The sequence below is a fragment of the Glutamicibacter sp. GQ173 genome (assembly GCF_059759215.1).
On sequence record NZ_JCAXDT010000003.1, the window covers coordinates 122,142 to 140,180 of the forward strand.

General features: G+C 59.8%; 22 protein-coding genes and 1 pseudogene. 16 read left to right on the forward strand and 7 right to left on the reverse strand.

All coding sequences use genetic code 11. The annotated features are described in order from the left end of the window. The first annotated feature begins 283 nt into the window (after window positions 1-283). From dnaB to AC6CHO_RS06575, 3 genes are all read left to right on the forward strand, one after another. Entirely contained in the window at window positions 284-1,639 is a 1,356-nt protein-coding gene (gene dnaB / locus AC6CHO_RS06565) for a replicative DNA helicase (RefSeq protein ID WP_060703562.1), read from the forward strand. 61 nt (window positions 1,640-1,700) lie between these two features. Beyond that, the gene (locus tag AC6CHO_RS06570; protein ID WP_498214231.1) at window positions 1,701-2,444 is read left to right on the forward strand and encodes a ZIP family metal transporter; all 744 of its coding nucleotides are present in this window, start codon (window positions 1,701-1,703) and stop codon (window positions 2,442-2,444) included. A gap of 23 nt (window positions 2,445-2,467) precedes the next feature. Continuing rightward, on the forward strand, window positions 2,468-3,853 hold the full coding sequence (locus AC6CHO_RS06575) for an MFS transporter (RefSeq protein ID WP_498214232.1): 1,386 nt from the start codon (window positions 2,468-2,470) through the stop codon (window positions 3,851-3,853). Here the strand turns inward: AC6CHO_RS06575 and AC6CHO_RS06580 are convergent. Further along, complete coding sequence (locus AC6CHO_RS06580) at window positions 3,850-4,182, reverse strand: GNAT family N-acetyltransferase (RefSeq protein WP_498214233.1); 333 nt, start codon at window positions 4,180-4,182, stop codon at window positions 3,850-3,852. The two genes, AC6CHO_RS06575 and AC6CHO_RS06580, sit on opposite strands and share 4 nt — an antisense overlap. Before the next feature lie 17 nt (window positions 4,183-4,199). Continuing rightward, the gene (locus AC6CHO_RS06585; protein WP_498214234.1) at window positions 4,200-5,201 is read right to left on the reverse strand and encodes a pirin family protein; all 1,002 of its coding nucleotides are present in this window, start codon (window positions 5,199-5,201) and stop codon (window positions 4,200-4,202) included. 109 nt (window positions 5,202-5,310) lie between these two features. On the opposite strand from AC6CHO_RS06585, the gene AC6CHO_RS06590 reads away from it, so the two are divergent. From AC6CHO_RS06590 to AC6CHO_RS06600, 3 genes are all read left to right on the forward strand, one after another. Continuing rightward, complete coding sequence (locus AC6CHO_RS06590) at window positions 5,311-5,772, forward strand: MarR family winged helix-turn-helix transcriptional regulator (protein ID WP_498214235.1); 462 nt, start codon at window positions 5,311-5,313, stop codon at window positions 5,770-5,772. A gap of 85 nt (window positions 5,773-5,857) precedes the next feature. Beyond that, complete coding sequence (locus AC6CHO_RS06595) at window positions 5,858-6,115, forward strand: hypothetical protein (RefSeq protein ID WP_498214237.1); 258 nt, start codon at window positions 5,858-5,860, stop codon at window positions 6,113-6,115. Window positions 6,116-6,214: 99 nt separating this feature from the next. Further along, window positions 6,215-6,664 (forward strand): SRPBCC family protein, encoded by a 450-nt coding sequence (locus tag AC6CHO_RS06600; RefSeq protein WP_498214238.1) that lies wholly within the window; start codon window positions 6,215-6,217, stop codon window positions 6,662-6,664. 4 nt (window positions 6,665-6,668) lie between these two features. On the opposite strand, the gene AC6CHO_RS06605 is transcribed toward AC6CHO_RS06600, so the two are convergent. Both AC6CHO_RS06605 and AC6CHO_RS06610 read right to left on the reverse strand, forming a co-directional pair. Then, the gene (locus AC6CHO_RS06605) at window positions 6,669-7,052 is read right to left on the reverse strand and encodes a hypothetical protein (RefSeq protein ID WP_498214239.1); all 384 of its coding nucleotides are present in this window, start codon (window positions 7,050-7,052) and stop codon (window positions 6,669-6,671) included. Window positions 7,053-7,062: 10 nt separating this feature from the next. Continuing rightward, complete coding sequence (locus tag AC6CHO_RS06610) at window positions 7,063-7,827, reverse strand: SDR family oxidoreductase (RefSeq protein WP_498214240.1); 765 nt, start codon at window positions 7,825-7,827, stop codon at window positions 7,063-7,065. Between the two features lie 198 nt (window positions 7,828-8,025). Between AC6CHO_RS06610 and AC6CHO_RS06615 the strand changes: the two genes are divergently transcribed. Beyond that, window positions 8,026-9,039, forward strand: coding sequence for an AEC family transporter (locus tag AC6CHO_RS06615; RefSeq protein WP_498214241.1), 1,014 nt, complete (start codon window positions 8,026-8,028; stop codon window positions 9,037-9,039). A gap of 417 nt (window positions 9,040-9,456) precedes the next feature. Further along, window positions 9,457-9,996 carry a hypothetical protein gene (locus AC6CHO_RS06620; protein ID WP_498214242.1) on the forward strand — a complete coding sequence of 180 codons (540 nt, stop codon included), beginning with the start codon at window positions 9,457-9,459 and terminating at the stop codon, window positions 9,994-9,996. A gap of 25 nt (window positions 9,997-10,021) precedes the next feature. Here the strand turns inward: AC6CHO_RS06620 and AC6CHO_RS06625 are convergent, their stop codons facing one another. Then, window positions 10,022-10,216, reverse strand: coding sequence for a hypothetical protein (locus AC6CHO_RS06625; protein ID WP_146277111.1), 195 nt, complete (start codon window positions 10,214-10,216; stop codon window positions 10,022-10,024). A 301-nt stretch (window positions 10,217-10,517) separates the two neighbouring features. Between AC6CHO_RS06625 and uraD the strand changes: the two genes are divergently transcribed. The 4 genes from uraD (at window position 10,518) to AC6CHO_RS06645 (ending at window position 13,955) form a co-directional block, all read left to right on the forward strand. Then, window positions 10,518-11,033 (forward strand): 2-oxo-4-hydroxy-4-carboxy-5-ureidoimidazoline decarboxylase, encoded by a 516-nt coding sequence (uraD, locus tag AC6CHO_RS06630; RefSeq protein ID WP_498214244.1) that lies wholly within the window; start codon window positions 10,518-10,520, stop codon window positions 11,031-11,033. A gap of 26 nt (window positions 11,034-11,059) precedes the next feature. Then, window positions 11,060-11,416 carry a hydroxyisourate hydrolase gene (uraH, locus tag AC6CHO_RS06635; protein ID WP_498214245.1) on the forward strand — a complete coding sequence of 119 codons (357 nt, stop codon included), beginning with the start codon at window positions 11,060-11,062 and terminating at the stop codon, window positions 11,414-11,416. A 4-nt stretch (window positions 11,417-11,420) separates the two neighbouring features. Further along, window positions 11,421-12,344, forward strand: coding sequence for a factor-independent urate hydroxylase (gene pucL / locus AC6CHO_RS06640; protein ID WP_498214246.1), 924 nt, complete (start codon window positions 11,421-11,423; stop codon window positions 12,342-12,344). A gap of 75 nt (window positions 12,345-12,419) precedes the next feature. Further along, complete coding sequence (locus AC6CHO_RS06645) at window positions 12,420-13,955, forward strand: nucleobase:cation symporter-2 family protein (protein ID WP_498214247.1); 1,536 nt, start codon at window positions 12,420-12,422, stop codon at window positions 13,953-13,955. A 154-nt stretch (window positions 13,956-14,109) separates the two neighbouring features. Here AC6CHO_RS06645 and AC6CHO_RS06650 read toward each other — a convergent pair whose 3' ends face one another. After that, entirely contained in the window at window positions 14,110-14,268 is a 159-nt protein-coding gene (locus tag AC6CHO_RS06650; RefSeq protein ID WP_498214248.1) for a hypothetical protein, read from the reverse strand. A gap of 13 nt (window positions 14,269-14,281) precedes the next feature. Between AC6CHO_RS06650 and AC6CHO_RS06655 the strand changes: the two genes are divergently transcribed. The 3 genes from AC6CHO_RS06655 (at window position 14,282) to AC6CHO_RS06665 (ending at window position 17,323) form a co-directional block, all read left to right on the forward strand. Then, a complete protein-coding gene (locus AC6CHO_RS06655; protein WP_498214250.1) occupies window positions 14,282-15,244 on the forward strand; it encodes an ROK family protein in 963 nt (320 codons plus the stop codon). Between the two features lie 71 nt (window positions 15,245-15,315). Next, window positions 15,316-16,527 carry an MFS transporter gene (locus tag AC6CHO_RS06660; protein WP_498214251.1) on the forward strand — a complete coding sequence of 404 codons (1,212 nt, stop codon included), beginning with the start codon at window positions 15,316-15,318 and terminating at the stop codon, window positions 16,525-16,527. A 190-nt stretch (window positions 16,528-16,717) separates the two neighbouring features. Beyond that, entirely contained in the window at window positions 16,718-17,323 is a 606-nt protein-coding gene (locus tag AC6CHO_RS06665) for a malonic semialdehyde reductase (protein ID WP_498214252.1), read from the forward strand. A gap of 45 nt (window positions 17,324-17,368) precedes the next feature. Here the strand turns inward: AC6CHO_RS06665 and AC6CHO_RS06670 are convergent. Beyond that, a pseudogene (locus tag AC6CHO_RS06670) lies at window positions 17,369-17,706 on the reverse strand (hypothetical protein); the annotation flags it as partial. Between AC6CHO_RS06670 and AC6CHO_RS06675 the strand changes: the two are divergent. Next, window positions 17,587-17,829 (forward strand): hypothetical protein, encoded by a 243-nt coding sequence (locus AC6CHO_RS06675; RefSeq protein WP_498214253.1) that lies wholly within the window; start codon window positions 17,587-17,589, stop codon window positions 17,827-17,829. The pseudogene AC6CHO_RS06670 and the gene AC6CHO_RS06675 sit on opposite strands and share 120 nt — an antisense overlap. The last annotated feature ends 210 nt before the right edge of the window (window positions 17,830-18,039 follow it).

Here is an 18,039-nt window from a genome sequence, read left to right on the forward strand (position 1 = left end):
AATACCTAGTCAATAACTATTACTGTTGGGTACTTGACAATAATCCACAGGGTTCTCCCCAGACAGTGAACAGGCTAGTCCACAGCTGAGGGTATGTTATGCACAAGACCTGTGGATAATGGGGTTTACGTGGGTAAACATCGGCCCTACTGTTGGCTTTGGGGCAGAAATATCCACAGACGTAATCCATTGACCTGTTGGCATCAACTAGCAGGTTGGAACGTTGCCATCTGGCAAGGAAGATTTTTCCCCCTGGGGTCAATAGGGGATGGAAGTGTCTGCAATGAGTGCTGAGCCGGTTTACGAAGGACGAGAATCCGACGCAGGGCGCAAGCCGCCACAGGACGTCGAAGCCGAGATGTCCGTGCTCGGTGGCATGATGCTATCCAAGGACGCCATCGCCGACGTCGTTGAGGCGCTGCGCGGAACCGACTTCTACCGTCCGGCTCACGAATCCATCTACGAAGCCATTATCGATTTGTACGGCCGAGGCGAACCTGCCGATGCCGTGACCGTGGCCGACTTGCTGACCAAGCGCGGCGAAATTTCCCGCGTGGGTGGCGCTGCCTACCTTCACAACCTCATTCAGCAGGTGCCCACCGCCGCTAACGCCGGCTACTATGCAGAAATCGTGCGCGAGCGCGCCGTCTTGCGCCGCCTGGTGGACGCCGGAACCCGCATCGTCCAGATGGGCTACTCGCCCGATGGAGAAGTCGATGCCATCGTCAACGAAGCGCAAGCCGAGGTCTACAAGGTTGCGGAAAACCGCAGCAGCGAAGACTACGTGCGCCTCTCGGACATCATCGAAGGCACCGTAGACGAAATCGAAAACGCCGCGAACGCCGGTGACGGCATCACCGGCGTGCCCACCGGGTTCTACGAATTCGACGAGCTGACCCAGGGCCTGAAGGGCGGCCAGATGATCATCATCGCGGCCCGTCCTGCAGTGGGTAAGTCGACTTTCGCGCTGGACTTCGCCCGGTCCGCCGCCATCAAGAACAACATGGCCACAGTCTTCTTCTCCCTGGAAATGGGCCGCAATGAAATTGCGATGCGCCTGCTTTCGGCAGAAGCCTCCATCCAGCTCCAAGACCTGCGCAAGGGTTCGGTGGAGGACGCGCAGTGGACCAAGATTGCCACCACCATGGGCCGGTTGAATGAAGCGCCGCTGTTCATCGACGATTCGCCGAATATGTCCATGATGGAAATCCGCGCCAAGTGCCGCCGCCTGAAGCAGCGCAATGAGCTGCGCATGATCATCCTCGACTACCTGCAGCTGATGAGTTCGGGCAAGCGCGTGGAATCACGCCAGCAGGAAGTTTCCGAGTTCTCGCGTAACCTCAAGCTGCTGGCCAAGGAGCTCGATGTTCCGCTGATCGCACTGTCGCAGCTGAACCGTGGTTCCGAACAGCGAACCGATAAGCGGCCAATGGTTTCGGATCTTCGTGAATCCGGTTCCATTGAGCAGGACGCCGATATGGTGATCCTGCTGCATCGTGATGATGTGTATGACAAGGAAAACCGTCCAGGCGAGGCCGACGTGATCATCGCCAAGCACCGTGCCGGTCCCACCAAAACCATCACCGTGGCATTCCAAGGCCACTACTCGCGCTTCAGCAATATGTCCTCTGAGGGTTAATCCCAGTCAGAACCAACATGGCAGCTACTAAGCCGGCGGCTTGCTGGCTATAGTGGGTGCCATGTTCGCTTCTTTGCAGGCCTTGCTTTGGGGCACGGTAGCCGGCTCGGCGCTTTTGCTGGGATCTGGCGCCGCCTGGTGGCTGAAAATTCCGAAGGTTTGGGTTTGCGCGATCATGGCCTTCGGCGCAGGAGTGCTGGTCAGCGCACTGAGCTTTGAGCTTGTACTCGAGGCCTTCGAAACCGGCGGGCTCCTGGCAACGGCGGCCGGTGTGCTGGTGGGCGCCGCGCTGTATTTCTCGGCCAACCGGGTACTGGCCTGGCGCACCACAAGGCGTCAAAAAGCCTCGGGCAGCGCTCAGGGCGGCGAACCTGCGGGCACCGCTTTGGCAGTGGGAGCCTTGATCGACGGCATTCCCGAATCCGTGGCACTGGGCCTGAGCGTTGTGGCTAGCGCGAGCATCAACCCCGCAATGCTCATTGCCATCTTCATTTCCAACATTCCTGAAGGGCTGGCCAGCACGGCTCAAATGAAGAGCGCCAGCCGCAAAGGTTCCTCGATTGCCCTTCTGTGGGGTTCCATTGCGATTTCCTGTGGGCTGGCTGCCTTTGCCGGGGCACTGGCCATGCAATCCATGCCTGAAGAAGCCCTGGCCTTCGCCACGGCAGTTGCCGCAGGCGGCATCCTGACCATGATTGCCGACTCGATGATTCCCGAAGCCTATTCTGTTGAACATGACTACACCGGGCTGCTGGTCACCGGTGGCTTCCTGTCGGCATTCGCTCTGCATGTTCTGGGCGGCTAGCAGAAAACTGGCATGATTAGGGCATGCCCCTAAGACGTAGTAGCCACAACCCTGCGCCAGCTACAGAAACCATTTACGCACCGCAATTCTTGGCCACCACCATGGGCATGTTTGTTCTGGTGTTCCTTGTTGCCTTTGAATCCATGGCGGTCACCACCGTGATGCCGATGGTCAGCGAATTGCTCAACGGCGAACGCTATTTTGCGCTGGCGTTTGCCGCCCCGATTGCCAGTGGCATGCTCGGCATGGTTGCCGCCGGTGAAGTCACCGACCGATGGGGACCGAAGCATCCCTTGTTCATCAGCGTCGCGATTTTCTGCGTGGGCTTGCTGATCTGCGGTTCCGCGGCGAATATGCCGATGCTTATTGGCGGGCGCATCCTGCAGGGCGTCGGGGGCGGTGCCATCACCGTGGCAATCTACGTGCTGATTGCCCGTGCCTATCCAGGCCAGCTGCATTCAAAAATCTTTGCGCTCTTTGCCACCGCCTGGGTGCTGCCAGCGATGGTTGGCCCATGGCTGGCCGGCCTGATGGCGGTGCACCTCGGCTGGCGCTGGGTCTTTTCCGGCGTGGCCGTCTTGGTGATCGTCGCCTTCTGCGCAATGGTTCCGGTGCTCAAATCCCTGGATTCCGTGCGCAACCAGGAACTTGGTCCGGTATCGGTGAAGCGCCTGGGGCTTGCCGGGCTGACCGGGCTTGCCGTGATCTCCATGAATCTGCTGGGCAATTCGAACAGCCGCTGGTCGTTGGCCGGATTAGCGCTGGCGCTGGTGGTCGCATTGGTGGCGATTCGCCCGCTGCTGCCGCGTGGGACGTTCCTGGTGCGCCGCGGACTGCCTGCCACCATCACCACCAGGATATTCATTACCGGCGCCTTCTTCGGGGTGGAGGTTTATCTGCCCTATCTGCTTCGCGAGGACTACCAGCTCGCTCCGGACCGGGCCGGTTTGATCCTGACAGCCTCGGCCCTGTGCTGGTCGATGGGTTCATGGCTCCAGGGAAGGCTGGGGGAGAAGGTCGCTTCCTCAACCTGCATCACCGTGGGCGCAGTGGCCGGGAGCGTGGCCATAGCCACCGCATTGGCCACCGCGCTCTTCCACCCGCCGGTGCTCGTGCTGGTGTGCGGCTGGGCGGTCGGGGGCTTTGGCATGGGGATGATTTTCCCCCGCCAAAACGTCAACATGCTGGCCCTGTCCTCCAAGGAAGAACAGGGCTTCAACTCCTCGGCCATGTCCGTGGCGGACTCGCTGGGCAATGCCGGGGCCACAGCCATCGGCGGCGTCATCTTTGCGCTGGCCGCTGCCGGCACGGGCTTCGTTGCGGTCTTCAGCTTCAGCCTGGTTCTGGTCCTGGTTCTGATCGCCATTTCGCCGCGCACCAAGGGTTCCCCGGGCCTGGCAGCGCGCTAGCCGCGCGGCAAGATCTCCAGGTGCGCCCTAGTTGGCTTCACAAGATGCTGGTCGTACTCCTTGTGCTTGGCCACGTAGCCCTTGACATAGGGGCAGACCGCCACGATTTTCGCTCCGCTGGCGATGGTGTTCTGCAGCGCGAACTTCACCAGGACGCTGGCTAGTCCCTGTCCGGCGTAATCCTCATCCACGGTGGTGTGGAAGAAGATCCGCTCGGTTCCTTCGGCTCCATCAAAATCCCGATAGTGTGCCGCGCCGATGATCTTGCCGTTATCGTCAAGGGCGAAGCGCTGGCGCTCGGGAAGGAAGACTGGCTGGATTTCACTCATGTTTGGTGTCCTTTTGGTCAGGAGGGGTTCACGCGCGGACGCAGGCGAACCGTGGGAAGGGCTGGGGCGGGCAGGGCCGCCGGGGTGCCAGGAGGGAATGGTCCGAATCGATCCTCGGACGCGTCTCCTGGTTCTGCTCCGATCTCGGCTTGCCACTGCGCGCGGAAGGCGAGGACTTCCTCGTGGGTGCGGCCCACAAAGTTCCACCACATCAAGATGTCTTCCTTCAATGGTTCTCCGCCGATGAGCAGGGCCAGCACCGGTTCGTCGCCGGAAGCCAGGCGCAGGGTGGTGGAACCAGTGCGCACGAACCCGAGATCGCGTGGGTCCAGCTGGTGCCCGTTGAGCTGCAGGGCGCCTGAATCCAGGAGGATTCCGTGCTCATGATGCTCCGGGACCAGGATCTCGATCTGGGTGTTCGGCTCCAGGCGCAATTCAGCACCGCTCAGCTCCGAATGGGTCACGATCGGGGAGGCGGAGCGCTGCCCGGAGATTTCGTAGCTGCCCATGAAAACCGACATGGACCAGCCTGGCCCAGAGAGCGGTTCTGGCCGATAATTTTCAAAGGTGTGTTCCATGTCCCGGGCGTGCTCGGGCAATGCAGTCCACAGCTGGGCGCCGTGCAGAATGGTGGTGCCATCGGTGAGGATTTCGGAGTGGCTAATGCCGTGCCCGGCGGTCATGAGGTTGACCTCGCCTGGGCGCACGGTGGCTTTGAAGCCTGCCGAATCCATGTGGTTGATTTCTCCGGTGAATAGCCAGGAGACTGTTTGCAGCCCGGTGTGGGGGTGGCGTGGAACGTTCATGCCGCCGGTGGCTTTGACGTCGTCGGGACCGTAGTGGTCCAGGAAACACCAGGCGCCGATGAGGCTGCGCTGCTTTTGCGGCAAGGTGCGGAATACAGTCATGGCCCGGGGCCCGCCCAGCGGAACCTCTCGAGGCGTCAAGATTTCAACCTCGGCATGGGATGTGACTTCACTGCAGTTGACTTCTGCCGGGCTGTGCTCGAGGTTGCTCATAAGCCAAGGTTATTCACTGCATCGGGCTTTGGCTACAATCGACTGGCGGTTAGGCCGGGGTACGATCAAGGCACCGGTATTGCCCCGATTTCAAGGAGTTTGCAGCAACGTGGACAGCGCTATTCTTCCGGAGGATGATCTTCTCAAGCTGGAAAAGCAGGTGTGCTTTGGTTTGGCGGTTGCCTCTCGAACGGTGATCTCTGCCTATAAGCCCGTGCTGGATCCACTGGGCCTGACCCACCCGCAGTACCTGGTGATGCTGGCGCTGTGGGATTCTGGACCGATGAGCGCTCGTGAACTGAGCGAGCAGTTGCACCTGGACCCTGGAACACTGTCTCCGCTGGTCAAGCGGTTGGAGGCTGCCGGCCTGGTGGACAAATCCAAAAATCCGCAGGACGAGCGCGCAGTCATCCTCCAGCCCACTGACAAGGGCGCTGAACTTCGCAAGGAGGCGCTGAAAATTCCGCTTGAGATGATGTCTCGACTCGAGCTCTCAGAGAAGGACGTTGTTGAGCTAAGGGACATTCTGGACCGCCTGATCGCCGCCGGAGTCACTGCGCCGAAGGAGTAGCCAGCCATTTAGTTGGTGCACCAACTAATGAGGTATGCTGGGGCAAAAGCACCAACACCCACGCATACTGCAGAGGACCACTCGCATGGATGAATCTCCGCTGCCAATCATCACCGATACCACCGGTTTGAGCATTGGCTATCGCATTTTCTGGCGACTGAAGTATTTGGGACTGAGCATTTTCGGTCCTGCAGAACGCCGCGTGGAAGCCAGCCCTCGCGAGAGGATCAAGTGGGACCGGGCCGTGAAGGTCAAGGCGGCCCATGAGGCCGCGGGGACCCAGCCTGATGAGCAGACGCTGTACACGGCCAGCCGACTGGAGCCGCGTCGCCGCCAGCAGTAGCCAGACACACCATCGCCATGAGCAAGGCCACGTCTCCCAGTGCTGATCCGGGAACAGCTTCGCAGGGTGCGGCAAGAATGCCGCGATACCATTTAACTCATGGAATCGATGACTGAACTGGTGATTGCACGACAGTTTTCCGCCCCGAAAACCGCTGTCTGGGCAGCCTTCGTAGAACCCGAAATCATTGCCCAATGGTGGGGACCACAGGGGTGGGCCGTCAACGAGGAATCGGTTGTTTTTGAAGCAAAGGTTGGCGGCCGCCATGAACTGGAAATGGTTCACATCGAGAATCCAGAGGCCAGGGTTCCGCTCAAGGCCGTACTGACTTCATTCGATGAATACGAGTGCCTGGTCAGTGCCGATGGCCCGCACGAGATGACTCTTGACCTGGTCATTGAGACTCGCATCGAATTCAAGGAGTTTGCGGGACAGACCATGCTGACCCTGACCCAGGGGCCGCTGCCCTTTGAAGTCGTGGATTCCAGCACCAAGGCCTGGCATTCCGCCCTGGGCAAGCTTGAAGCGCTGCTGGCCGAGTACTTCTAGACCTCTACCCGATGGCCGGCTGCTGCACGAAGTAGCTGCGGATTTCCTTGATTTTTGCGGCTTTGCCGGCAGACGCGAATTTCAGCACATGGCTGAAGTGGACCACTGAATGTTCACTGTCGCAGGACCGGCCGTCGGCGCTTCCTTCTGAACCGTGGGTCAGCACGCTGAAAAACTGCACAGACCCGGTGGCCGGTGCTTCGAGTATCCACTGCCGCACCGCATCGAAGCCGTCCAAGGACCCTTTGTCCGCGATGTTCCACTGGATATCCACTGAAAACCACTGTTCAAGCAGGAGCAGGTCTTTGCCATAAGCCGCAGTCAGGACGTCGGTAATGATCCGATGGCGTGGAGCATTGCCGCAAGTTGCCGGAATCTCGACATGCATTGGTTTCCTCCTAGCCTCGTCCGATATACGGCATGCCACCTGCCGTGATGGTGAATTGGTTGATTGAGGTGCCCAGGGGTACGCCGGCGATATAAGCGATGGCTTCGGCGGCTTGTTCCAACGGGAATGTCGGTTCAACAATCCGTTGCCCGCTTGGCTGCAGGGCGCCGTTATTCGCCCCGAAATCATCAAGCAAGTCGCTGGCCGTGTTGCCGATATCCACTTGAGTGGCACGGATCCGATATGGGCGGCCGTCAAGTTCCAAGGCCTTCGTTAGCCCCGCGATCCCGTGCTTGGTCACCGTGTAGGCCACCGAGTTCACCCGTGGAACCTGTGCAGAAATCGACCCGTTGTTGATGATGCGGCCACCGCCGTTGGCCTTGAAGTGTGCAAAGGCGCTGCGTGCGGCGTTGATGGCTCCGGTCAGATTGATCTGGCACACCTGATCCCACTGTTCTGGACTCAACTCGTCTATGGAAACCGAGGGGCCAAAGATGCCAGCGTTATTAAAGAGCACGTCGACAGTTCCAAAACGGTGTTGTGCTGCCGAGAACAGCTCATCGACGGCTCCGGGATCGGTGACATCGGCGGGATGAACCAAAGCCGAAGGATGGGACTGTGCGGTTTCTTCCAGGGTGGTCTTGGTGCGTCCGGCCAGAACGACATTCCAGCTCTGGGATAGGAGCAGACGAGCCGTGGCACGGCCGATGCCCGTGCCAGCGCCAGTGATCACGATTGTTCGGCCTGGCTCAACTGGGCGAGAGGACTGGGGCATCATTTCTCCTTGCGGGAATCCATCAACATCGGTGTTAACGTGCGTGCTCCCATCCTAGGAATCCGCGGCTGCAATGCCCAGTCGAAGTACAAGATGTTGCGTGCCCATCAGATGCCTATAGGGCGATGGCATCCGAAGCTACTAAGGTTGATGTGTCCGGCCCCGAGATTTTGGCTGGTCGACCTTCCAAGGAGTCTTGTGTTCCTTGACGTGCTCTACGGTGTCCTGCCGCTGTTCTTCATCATGCTCATCGGCTACGGCACCAGCTACGCACCCAAATTTCCGGCGCCCGTGGAACCAGCGCTGAACGCCTTTGTGTTCTATGTGGCGTTGCCGGCCTTGCTCTACAAAGTGGTGGCGCGCGCCGACATCAGCCAGGGAGTGCCCCTCTCGTTCCTCTGGATCAGCATTGCCGCGACATTGCTCTTTGCGGGGATCAGCTGGATTATCTTCAGATATCTCCTGCGTGTGGGGCAAGCCCGCGCTCTTGCCGGAATGCTCACCACGAGCTTTGGCAACGTCTCGTACCTGGGCATTCCGGTGATCCTGGGCGTCATGGGTCCGCAGGCAGGCTTCGCCGCAGGGATGGGCCAGCTGGTGCACAACATCATCTTCATGGTCGGGTTCCCTATCCTGGCCCAGATCATGCTGCCTGCCGGTATCGATGACGGGCAGCATCCGGCCAGCGGGTCCCGGCTGCTGCGAACCATCCGCAATGCCCCGCTGAACAGCCCGGTCACCTGGGCCATGGTCATAGGCGGTGGCGTGGTGCTTTCGGGAGTCCATGTGCCCAGGCCGATTGACGACACCATTGATCTGCTCTCCGCCGCGGCGGCGCCCGGAGCTCTATTCGTGATTGGCATGTCCCTGAAGCGAACCATCGATCGTCCCCGCAGCACCCGGAAGCCGGGCATGAAGGCAGGGGACGCGCCAATACTACGGGCCAAGGCCTCTTTGCTCGCCATGGTCATCGGCAAGATGGTGGCCCTTCCGCTCTTGACGGTGCTGCTGCTGCAGCTTTTCGCCCCGCAGCTTGATCGCATCTGGTTCAATGCGGCGGTGCTCATGGCCGCCATGCCGGTCAGTGCCACCGCCTACATCATGGCGCACAACGACACCGGGGACGGCGAACCGACCACGGTGGCCATTGTGATCACCTGTTTGCTCTCCGTGATTGCCCTGCCGGTGCTGGCGCAGCTGGTCTTAAAGTAAACAGCTGCGGGCCGATTGCGAACGACTCGCACCTGACTGCGCATAATGATGTCCGTTGAACACCCGCCACATCTCCCTGGCTATCGGCCGATAGTGCGCAGGCATTAATCTGGCCGGTGCCCTGCACAGCCTCAAAGGCGAAGAACTCCAAGCGCGGGGTGCCAAGAACCATTTCCCGGAAGAGCTTGAAGGCATCCCAGAGGTAGTCATTGCTTCACGGGTCAAGATTCTGGGGCCGATGGCCTTGGTGCTTTGCTCTGAACATGAGGCCAACGTGAATGTTGGAAAGCAGCAGGGAACGAGGGCGTCGATGGGGTGCCTCCCAGTAGACGCAGTGGTGGGAATGCTGTCCGCGCCAGGTACTGTGCCGTCTGATTTTTGGACTGCACCGGGCGATAAACTGGCATTCTAAACCTGATGGCCCATGGCGAGGTGGCGGCAGTGCAAAAGGAATTCAATGATTCGGCGGCGACTGCGGACGAGCGAGCCGCGATGCTCAAGGAGCGCGTGTATGTCACCTTCACCGCGCTCGCCGTGATGATTGCTACCGGTTCCCACGGTAGTGCTCCCACCGCTGGCGGTGCCGCGCTGAGCCTGGCGGTTACGGTGGCGGCAGTGCTGATGGCGAGCCTCGTTGCAGACGTCATTGCGCACTCCGCTATTCACGCCGCGTTGGTTACGCGAGCGGAGCTGAAGCATCTGCTCAAGGTGGTGTGGGGTGCGGCCGGTGCTGTTTTTGGCCCCTTGGCTTTGCTTGGGCTCAGCGCGCTCAATGTTCTTGAGGTTCCGCTGGCACTGCATCTGGGCCAATGGTGGCTCGTTGCCGCGCTGGCCTTTTTTGCTTTCCTGGCGATGCGACGCATGCGCCTGGGCTTATGGCGCACTGCGGTGCTCATGCTGCTGCTGGCCGCGGTTGGCGTGGTGGTCATCTTGCTGCAATTGCTGGCGCATTCCTAAGCGAGCGTGACCCGGGCTGCCGGCACTAGCGGTCGGTGGCTGACCCGAAAATCTTGTTCCACAGCGACGGTGCCGAGCTGGTGATTTTCGGCTGCCGGACAATGTCGGGATCCAGGTTGTCGATGGATTGGAACAGTCCCGTGCGCAAAGCCGCGGTGCCGCCCAGTGGGCGATTCCCTTCGGTTGGGCAGGTAATCTTTGTCTGGTTGATGGTGGCCATCGTTCCCTCCTTCGTGTTGCAATACTTCCGCATTGTGAAATCTATATTTTATCTAGTGAAACTAGTATGCGAGCTTCGAGGTGCTGTTGGCAAGGGGTCTGAGCAAATAGTTTCCTGGCGGTGTGAAAGCCTCGAAACAAAATAAGGGCCTGTAAATTTTTTGGTTTTGCTCTTGACGCACCCGCTGTGAAATGGATTACAGTTGAGCAACAAGGTTCCACGAAACCAGCATCGAGTCGAAACCGAAATCAATATTTTCGGTGGTAAGGGTGTTCAGCCAAGGTCCGTGGAATGTCGACCGATGAAAAGAGCTGATCACCCGATGCACCTCGACGCATTCAACGAACTCTCCGCAGCTGAAGCCGAAGCTCTTCTTCGGCCCTGCGTTGATGCAGACCGTTGGATCCACGAACTGATCTCGGCCCGTCCCTTCGCAACTCGGGACGAGCTAACTTCTTATGCCATGAATGGCATCGCCCCCTTTGATCCGCAGGAGCTGGACGCCGCTTTGGCGCAGCACCCCCGCATCGGTGAACGTGCCGAGGGCCAAAGCAAAGAAGCAGATCTTTCTCGTGGTGAGCAGGCCTCGCTGAACCTGGACGGCGATGCCGCCGCGCGCTTGAAAGTGGCAAACCGGAACTACGAACAGCGATTTGACCGCGTGTTCCTCATCCGTGCCGCGGGTCGCAGCACCGAAGAAATCCTGGCCGAATGCGAACGCCGACTGAACAACGACGAAGCAACCGAACTTGCCGAAGTCGCCACGCAGCTGCGTGAAATCGCGGTCCTTCGGCTCAACGACCTCCTTACCAAATAATTCACTCCGACTATTAGGAGATGACCATGGCAGATGGCAGCGCAGAACGCAGTCACATCACCACCCACATACTCGACACCGGGACCGGGAGGCCTGCCTCCGGTGTCAAGGCCACGCTGGAAGCCAAGAGGGCATCCGGCTGGCAAGAAATCGGAACAGGTTCAACCGATGCCGATGGACGCATCAAGAACCTTGGACCGATACAGGTTGAAGAAGGCCGCTATCGGATTTCTTTTGAAACCGGGGACTACTTCGGGAAGCAGGGAACGGAAAGCTTCTTCCCCGCGGTAAGCATCGACTTTTTCGTGAACAACGTCAATGAGCATTACCACGTACCTCTTCTTATCAGCCCGTTTGCATATTCCACGTACCGAGGGAGTTAGAAAAATGACTACCGAAATCACCGCCCCAACCCAGACCAAGATCGTGCTCGGATCCAACCAGTACGGCAAGGCCGAAGTGCGCCTGGTCAAGATCACCCGGGACACCGCACGCCATCAGATCCAGGACCTGAACGTCACCAGCCAGCTGCACGGTGACTTCAGCGCTGCCCACCAGGATGGGGACAACTCGCGAGTTGTCGCCACCGACACCCAGAAGAACACCGTGTACGGACTGGCCCGCAATGGCGTGGGCTCCGTAGAGGAATTCCTCGTGAAACTCGGAGACCACTTCACCGGTGAATTTGAATGGATCACCGGCGGACGCTGGGCAGCACAGCAGTTCTTCTGGGACCGCATCAACGACCACGACCACGCCTTTTCGCAGAACAAGTCCGAGGTCCGCACCGCAGTGCTGGAAATCGATGCACAGGGCAAAAAGTCCATCGTCGCCGGCCTGGAAGATCTCACGGTCTTGAAGTCCACCGGCAGCGAGTTCCACGGCTTCCCGCGGGACAAGTACACCACCCTGAAGGAAACCACCGACCGCATCCTTGCCACCGACGTGACTGCACGCTGGCGCTACACCGAGGAAGCCATCGCCGAAGGCATCGACTTCGACGGGGTATATGCCTCGGTGCGCAACCTGCTGCTGACCCACTTCGCGCAGACTCACTCCTACGCACTGCAGCAGACCATGTTTCAGATGGGCCAGGCAGTCCTCGAGGCCCATCCGGAAATAGCCGAAGTCAAGATGTCCCTGCCGAACAAGCACCACTTCCTCGTGGATCTGGAAGCCTTCGGACAGGACAACCCCAACGAGGTCTTCTTCGCTGCCGATCGTCCCTACGGCTTGATCGAAGCGACCATCACCCGTGAAGGCACCGAGGCGAATCACCCAATCTGGGCCAACATCCCGGCATTTATCTAACCTGACAGCGTTGAGGGTGTGCCGGTGCGGACACACCGGCACACCCTTGGCAGCGACTGACGTAGGAGGTCAGCCTTGAGCGCTACACCTGATGAATCTACCAAAGCCATCCGGCCTGAGGACGCAAAACTTTCCATCGGGAAGAGTTTTGCCTATGGCTTGCAGCATGTTTTGACCATGTACGGCGGCATCATCGCCCCACCACTGATCATTGGCAACGCAGCTGGCGTCTCACCGGAGGAGATCGGCCTCTTGGTAGCATGTTGCCTCTTCGTCGGCGGACTGGCCACCATCCTGCAAACTGTCGGCATCCCGTTCTTTGGCGCGCAGCTGCCACTGGTTCAGGGCACGTCCTTTGCTTCCGTGGCCACCATGGTAGCCATCGTCAATGGTGGCGGGGGTATCCAGGCGGTCTTCGGCGCCGTGCTGGTCGCAGCGCTCATCGGCTTCCTCATTGCCCCGTTTTTCGCACGAATTATCCGTTTCTTCCCGCCTGTAGTCACGGGCGTAGTCATCACGATGATCGGCATCTCGCTGACACCGGTGGCCGCTAACTGGGCCATGGGCGGGGACGCCAAGGCCGATGACTATGGTTCGTTGTCAAACATCGGGCTGGCCGCTGGAACGCTCCTGGTAGTCCTGCTGCTGTCCAAGGTCGGCAATGCCGCGATCTCCCGGATGTCGATCTTGCTGGCCATCGTGCTGGGCACGGTAGGTGCAGCGTTGCTGGGCATGGCGGATTTCTCCCAGGTCGGAAACGGCGCGATTTTCGCCTTCCCGCAACCGCTGGCCTTTGGCATGCCGGTGTTTGAAATCGGCGGCATCATTTCCATGACCATCGTGGTGCTGGTGATTTTGACGGAAACGACCGCGGATATCCTCGCAGTGGGCGAGATTGCCGGGTCAAAGATTGATTCCAAGCGCATCGCCAACGGCCTTCGCGCCGACATGGCTTCCTCCGCTGTGGCACCGATCTTCAATACCTTCACCCAGTCGGCCTTCGCCCAGAATGTCGGGCTGGTGGCCATCACCGGCATCACCAGTCGTTTCGTGGTGGCAGCTGGTGGTGGGATCCTGGTGGTGCTCGGCCTGTTGCCGGTCCTCGGACGCGTGGTCGCGGCCATCCCGACTCCGGTGCTTGGTGGCGCAGGCATCGTGCTCTTCGGCACGGTAGCGGCCTCGGGGATCCGAACCTTGTCCAAGGTGAAGTACGACGGCATGAACTTGGTGATTGTCGCGGCTTCGATTGCCTTCGGCTGCATCCCAATCGTGAAAACTGACTTCTACGCAGGATTCCCGACTTGGTTTGAGACCATCTTCCACTCTGGAATCTCTTCAGCAGCAATCATGGCGGTTCTACTGAATCTGCTGTTCAACGAGTTCAAATTCGGCAACACGAAGAATGCGTCGGTCTTTTCGGCGGCGCCGCCGCGCATGGTCAAGACCGAGGAGATCTGCGGATTGCTCGACGGAGACCACTACGAGGGAGGCAAGCTCATCGACAAGGACGGATATGAAATCCCGGTGGTTACGCCCGATGAATTCGAGCAGATCCAGACCGGAGCTATCCAGATGCCTGTACCCAGGCTTGCCCAGTCGCCAGAGCACTGAACCGACGGCTGTGCGCGAAGCTGACGCCGTCGAAGGACCCGACGACGAGAAGGAGTAACACCTAGGAGGTGCCCGCAAACATTAGTTTGCGGGCACTTCCTCTTGGGGATGTGTTTTTCTAGGTCGACAGCGGAAATCTGTGGGTTGAATTGGCCTAGGAAAGCTCAGTTCGCCATGCCAGCACTTCCAGACTGCTGTTCAATGATTCCACCTCCGGCAACACCACCTGCCACTGCCAAGACTCGTTCATGCTCTGGGGTGCCGAGTCCGGGCGCAAGATGGCTTTCTTGAAAAGATAGGCTTGCTTGCTCATAAGATAGGGAACTGTGAATCCAGCTAATCTTTCCATCGGCGTTGACATCGGTGGCACCAAAATCCTTGCAGCTCTCGTGGATGAAGAGGGAAATGTCTACGGGCAGATCCACCGCGAGACACCCAACCACGATGTGGCCGGGACAGAACGGGCCCTGGCGGGGATGATCCGCGAGCTCTCCGAGGGCAACGACAAGATGCCGGTGGGCATCGGCGCCGCAGGCTGGATGGACCGCAAGGGCAAGAATGTCCTGTTCAGCCCGCACCTTTCATGGCGCAATGAGCCGGTGCGTGATCGCCTGATGCAACTGGTGGGGCACGAAGTCACGCTCGTCAATGATGCTGACGCCGCCGGCTGGGCCGAACACCGTTTTGGCGCCGGACGCGGCGAAAGCGACATGGTCTGCCTGACCCTGGGTACCGGCATTGGCGGGGCAGTGATCCTCGGAGGCCAGATCCATCGCGGCAAGTCAGGCATCGCTGGGGAATTCGGGCATCAGGTCATTGTTCCCGGTGGCCATCGGTGCGCCTGCGGTAACCGGGGCTGCTGGGAACAATACGCTTCTGGAAATGCCTTGGGCCGTGAAGGCGCAGAACTCGTGCGCAGCAAGTCGCCCGTGGCTTTCCGCCTGCGCGAAGCCGTCGGAGATAACCCCGAAGCCGTCACCGGAGCGGAAGTAACCCGCCTGGCGGCCCAGGGCGACCCGGCCTGCGAAGACCTGATTGCAGATATGGGTGGCTGGCTCGGCTTGGGCATCTCGAATCTGGTCTCGGTGCTGGATCCGGGCACCATTGTGATTGGCGGCGGCTTGGGCACCGCATCAAAGCAACTGGTGGCCACCGCCGAAGAGACCTACCGCCGCACGCTCTCTGGCCGAGGCTACCGTCCTTTTGCGAAGATCTGCCAGGCCGAATTGGGTCCGGCCGCGGGGCTGATTGGTGCCGCGGATCTGGCCCGCTTCAACCTGCAGCAATAGAAAAAGATTGACAGGACATTAGTACTTATCTAGGCTCGGGTTGTTATTCAACATGAGAGCGAGGTCCTGGCGTGAAGTTGCGGGCCAAGCCAAAGCAAGCTCAAAGCGCATCCCTGGGCATCGTTTTGGCGACGTATGCGATCGCCATGTGCGGCACCACCATGCCCACCGCCCTCTATCCAACCCTGCAAGATGAATACGGGCTGAGCACCGCCTCCTCAACACAGCTTTTTGCCATCTACGCCATCGTGGTGCTCGCGGTCTTATGCATCTTCGGATCCCTGTCTGACGCCATCGGTCGCAAGCCCGTGATGATCCTTGGGCTGCTGGCCTCGGCTGCCAGCGGCATACTCTACGCCGTGGCCGAAGATGCCCCGATGCTGTTCATTGCCCGCACGCTCTCTGGGGTATGCGCCGGGCTGGTGACCGGGACGGCTACGGCCTACCTCACCGATTTGGTCGCCAGTTCCGCGCGCGGTGCCAGCATTTCCAGTGTGGCTAATATGGCCGGTCTGGGCAGCGGGCCAGCGCTGGCGGCCTTCCTGACCTATTTTGTCCCCTCCGTGCCGATGATCGCGTTTAGTGTCCACGCAGTACTCTCCGGCCTGTGCATGGCACTGCTGGCCATGATCCCTGATACCGTCGCCCACCGCGGGCTCGGGCTCAAGCTCAGCCTGCCTTTGATACCCCGCTTCGCCCTCCGCGATTACTGCGTGGGTGGCCTGATGACCCTGGGATTCGCCGTAATGGGCGGCTGCACTGCCATGACATCCATCCTCGTGGTCCGCGCCTTCGGCATTACCGACCTGCGGCTATTAGGGCTGATTGGCTCGCTGATTTTTGTTGCCACCACCGTGGGGCAGAAGGCTGGCGGGAAGCTGGTGAGCGAAAAAGCCCACCTGGGCTTCGCCGGGCTCACGGCGGGTACGGCATTGATCGCCTTGGCCCCAAGGTTGCATGGGGCAGCGGCGGTGGCTGTCTATCTCATTGGGCTGCTGGTTGCTGGGCTGAGCCATGGAGCGCTGTTCCCGGTAGGCCTCGGCATAGTATTGCGCCGCATTGAACTGCGGCATCGGGGCAGTGCCAGTTCCGCCTTCTGGGTGCTGGGCTATGCGCTGACCGCGCTGGGTGCCTTGGGGCTTGGCTGGGTTGGACAGCTCATCGGTGAATCAATGGCGGTGACCTGCTTTGGCATCACCATTGCGCTGTGTGCTGCCGGTTGCTTGCTGCTGCACCGGCGCTGGTCCAAGCCATCGGCGGAAGGCGTCCCAAGCGCGCTCTGAACTGGAAGCGGAGTTATCAATCCGGGCCCCGGGATCCCGCTGTGCCAAGGACGCCAGCGGCTCCTTGTGGTGCATAGCACATTAATTCTTGGAATGATGTTCAGAACCAGGCGGTTGGAACACGAGTAGAACAAATTAGTGTCCGAATATGGCCAGCATGCAGGCCCCGGGCTGATCCGAAAGGCAATCAATGACTGTTGCAACCCAGGAAAACCAGGTCGACACCGCAGCGCTCAACGCCATTTTTGGCGAGGCCCGCACCGCTAACGCTTTCACCGGCGAGGTGACCGAGGAGCAGGCCCAGCGAATCTACGAGCTGGCAAAATTCGGCCCGACCGCTTTCAACTCCCAGCCACTGCGCGTGACCTACGTGCGTTCGGATGAAGCCCGCGCCACCCTGGTTGATGCAATGGCCCATGGCAACCAGGCCAAGACTGCCGCAGCTCCGCTCGTGGCCATCCTCAGCTACGACACCGCATGGCACGAACAGTGGGACAACTTCCTGCCAGGCTACAACGCGCCAAAGGCCATGTACGATGCTGATGCCGACTTCACTGCGGCCACCGGCAACAACAACGCACACTTGCAGGCTGGCTACTTCATGCTGGCAGCACGCAGCCTCGGCTTCGCCGTTGGCCCGATGACCGGCGCTGACTTCTCGGCCATCGATGCCTCGTTCTTCCCTGAAGGCGAGCAGAAGAGCTTCCTGGTGATCAACATCGGGCAGCCAGCTGAAAGCGAGCTCGGTGCACCCAAGGCGCGCTTCGACTATGAAGCAGTGGTCCACACCGTCTAGAGGCAGTTTGCTGAACTCGAACAATTCATAGGGGAAGCCCGGAATTCACAGCCGTGAATTCCGGGCTTTCCTCGTTGTTGGGCCAGTTGGCCAGTTCGCGGCCAGCGAGGAGGCCGGGGCCGCGTCGGCAACAATCAGTACCTTGGGTGCCACTCCCAGGCCCTCAACCGCACGCAATTCGGCATCCTCATGCTCGATGTCGACGAGCACCTGCGGATCCATCTCGTGCAGGGCCCCAGGAATGCGGTCCAGAATGCGGTGTCGTGCCCCTTGCCCAAGGCCGCGAAGTCCCAGGCAGAGTTCTTCGGCCACTTATTGGCCCATGCGCCACCACCTGGATTGGTTCGGCGCTCATCGCTGCGCGGTTTGCCGAGGCTGTTATCCGGCTCCCGGGCAATGCGGTCGGCGGTCCGGTGTGCCAGGGGGATCAGGTGCTCGATGGCTCGGCGGGCGCCGAGCCGCGCTGGGTGGTTTTGGCTCCTGAGTCGACCTCGATCAAGTCATAAAGTCAGGACATAGTATTCGGAAAATTTTTATTTTTCGTCGTCCGAAGCGGAGTGAAAACCCCGAATTTCCGGGGTTCTGCACTAACTATGTTACTCATGTTGTAAATATGTCAGTACAAACCTTTGACAGCGCTGGATTCATGGTGCAAAGTATTTCCTGTGGCACCGTTCACATTGTCGGCAGCTGGCCGATCCCTGAACTCCTGACTC

Excerpts from the sequence above, each read along its gene's own strand:
- dnaB (WP_060703562.1), top strand. The coding sequence starts at position 284 with ATGAGTGCTGAGCCGGTTTACGAAGGACGAGAATCCGACGCAGGGCGC.
- AC6CHO_RS06580 (WP_498214233.1), bottom strand. The coding sequence starts at position 4,182 with ATGAGTGAAATCCAGCCAGTCTTCCTTCCCGAGCGCCAGCGCTTCGCC.
- uraD (WP_498214244.1), top strand. The coding sequence starts at position 10,518 with ATGAAAAGAGCTGATCACCCGATGCACCTCGACGCATTCAACGAACTC.
- uraH (WP_498214245.1), top strand. The coding sequence starts at position 11,060 with ATGGCAGATGGCAGCGCAGAACGCAGTCACATCACCACCCACATACTC.
- AC6CHO_RS06665 (WP_498214252.1), top strand. The coding sequence starts at position 16,718 with ATGACTGTTGCAACCCAGGAAAACCAGGTCGACACCGCAGCGCTCAAC.
- AC6CHO_RS06620 (WP_498214242.1), top strand. The coding sequence starts at position 9,457 with ATGGCCCATGGCGAGGTGGCGGCAGTGCAAAAGGAATTCAATGATTCG.
- AC6CHO_RS06625 (WP_146277111.1), bottom strand. The coding sequence starts at position 10,216 with ATGGCCACCATCAACCAGACAAAGATTACCTGCCCAACCGAAGGGAAT.
- AC6CHO_RS06605 (WP_498214239.1), bottom strand. The coding sequence starts at position 7,052 with ATGCATGTCGAGATTCCGGCAACTTGCGGCAATGCTCCACGCCATCGG.
- pucL (WP_498214246.1), top strand. The coding sequence starts at position 11,421 with ATGACTACCGAAATCACCGCCCCAACCCAGACCAAGATCGTGCTCGGA.
- AC6CHO_RS06610 (WP_498214240.1), bottom strand. The coding sequence starts at position 7,827 with ATGCCCCAGTCCTCTCGCCCAGTTGAGCCAGGCCGAACAATCGTGATC.
- AC6CHO_RS06575 (WP_498214232.1), top strand. The coding sequence starts at position 2,468 with ATGCCCCTAAGACGTAGTAGCCACAACCCTGCGCCAGCTACAGAAACC.
- AC6CHO_RS06600 (WP_498214238.1), top strand. The coding sequence starts at position 6,215 with ATGGAATCGATGACTGAACTGGTGATTGCACGACAGTTTTCCGCCCCG.
- AC6CHO_RS06570 (WP_498214231.1), top strand. The coding sequence starts at position 1,701 with ATGTTCGCTTCTTTGCAGGCCTTGCTTTGGGGCACGGTAGCCGGCTCG.
- AC6CHO_RS06585 (WP_498214234.1), bottom strand. The coding sequence starts at position 5,201 with ATGAGCAACCTCGAGCACAGCCCGGCAGAAGTCAACTGCAGTGAAGTC.
- AC6CHO_RS06650 (WP_498214248.1), bottom strand. The coding sequence starts at position 14,268 with ATGAGCAAGCAAGCCTATCTTTTCAAGAAAGCCATCTTGCGCCCGGAC.
- AC6CHO_RS06595 (WP_498214237.1), top strand. The coding sequence starts at position 5,858 with ATGGATGAATCTCCGCTGCCAATCATCACCGATACCACCGGTTTGAGC.